This is a genomic window from Streptomyces boncukensis (assembly GCF_011045075.1).
Lineage (GTDB): Bacteria > Actinomycetota > Actinomycetes > Streptomycetales > Streptomycetaceae > Streptomyces > Streptomyces boncukensis.
On the sequence record NZ_JAAKZZ010000897.1, the window covers coordinates 1 to 1,720 of the forward strand.

The 1,720-nt window shown below is 68.5% G+C and carries 1 protein-coding gene; it reads right to left on the reverse strand.

Annotation, left to right across the window (positions count from 1 at the left end; all coding sequences use genetic code 11):
• Positions 1 to 1,697: hypothetical protein (locus G5C65_RS36795; protein WP_165303382.1), on the reverse strand; the 1,697-nt coding region annotated here is incomplete at its 3' end.
• Between the last annotated feature and the right edge of the window lie 23 nt (positions 1,698 to 1,720).

Here is a 1,720-nt window from a genome sequence, read left to right on the forward strand (position 1 = left end):
CACTGTGAGGGACCCTCGCCGGGGTCCCCCGGGTCTCCGTACTTCTTCTTCATGGCGTCCCAGCGGTTCTGCATGGTGGTCCGGCGGATCCGCAGGTACTCACCCATCGAGGTGTAGGAGACACGACTCGCGATGGTGTCGTACACCAGGCGTTCCTGGGATTCGGAGAACTTGGGGCCCCAGTATGTCCCGGCCTCCCTGTGCTGCTCCATCTGGGCCACGAAGTCCGGCCCCAGGGCCGCTTCGAGCGCTTCCTTCTTCTCCGGAAAGCGATCGATGTGCTCGCTCTGCTTCGACACCCCCGTGGATTTGAGCTGATTGCCCACGGCGGGAGCGGTCACCTTGAGATGGCGGGCGATGCGCGCCTGACTGACGACCTCTTCGCCCAGCACCTCCTTGATCACGGCTCGCAACTGCTCGGGGAACTGGGCCCGGTACTTCTTCTTGTCCCCCGGGGGCCGCGCCTCCCACTCGGCGCGGTACTGCTCCGTCATCGCAGCCTCCAGCCGGGGTGCCACCTGCTCCTGGAACGCCTTCTCGGCCTGTGCCTTCTGCGCTGCCGGGTCGAGGGGCGGAGCGGATCGGTGCTGGGGAGGACTGCCCGTGAGGGTGAGGTTGCGGGCGCCCTGCTCCAGCCCGGCGACCGATGAAGAGCTGTCGTACCCGTCGTCGTCACTCGACGAGGCGGAGTCCGCGGTGGGAAGCACCCGCGCGTTCGTCGGGTAGGCCCGCTTGTCCCCCTTCTTCTCCAGTTCCATCCGCTCCTGATAGCCGCCGTCACGGCCCTCGACGGCCTGGGGACCGGGGGCCACTCCCGTGATGGCGGAGGTGTACATCGGCCGCTCGTCGGTCATGTTGGCGGCGAGCCAGTCATCGTCGACGTCCGGGAAGTTCCGGAAGATCGTCTCGACCGGCCCCTGGAAGAAGTGGCCGCCGTTCGGGTCGTAGCGGACGTCGACCCCCAGCTCGGTGCGGAAGTAGTCCAGCAGGGCGAGACACGCCTTGCAGGGCCGCTTCGTACCGCGTACGAGCACCGGGTCCTCCTGGGTTTCCCCGGTCACCCCGGCGTTGTGGATGAACTGCATCAGCCGCTGCTCGGCGTGCACCTTGACGCTCATGGAGCTGTCGTACAGGAGGTACGCGTACCCCTTCGCGGAGTCCGAGTCGGGCTTGGCGAGCAGCTCCGAGAGGTACGTCCGGTACGCCGGGTCCTGTGCCCGCTCGTTGGAGACATCCACCTTCCGGACCCACTGCACGTTCCTCAGCGCCCGTGTGGTGGCGTTGTCCCGCTTGTACGCCTCGGCTCCCGACGGCAGGTCGGGCAGCTGCTCCACGCGCAGCCCTTCGACCAGCTTCCGCCGGGCCCGGTGGTCCCGGCTGCGCAGCTCGTCAGGACCGGTACTCGAACCGCCGCGGTTCTTGTCGAGCTTCGGGCGCTTGCTGCTCGTCTTCTTCGCGCTTGCGGGCGCCGGACGCTTGCCGCCCGAGACCGAGCTCTGCGGCCCCTCGTCGTCCGCCTCGTTGCCGTCCGCACCGTCGAAGTCCCGGACGAGCGTGTTCCGCAGCGCCTGCCCCTGCGCGTCCTCGGCCTCGGCCGGAGCGTCCGACAGACCCAGGAGGTGGCGGTGCAGGGCGTGGACCGTCGCGTTCAGGTTGCCCGCGAACGCCAAGTGCCCGTTGATGACCGCGCCCTGCACCGCCACCTCCTGGGTCTGTCGGA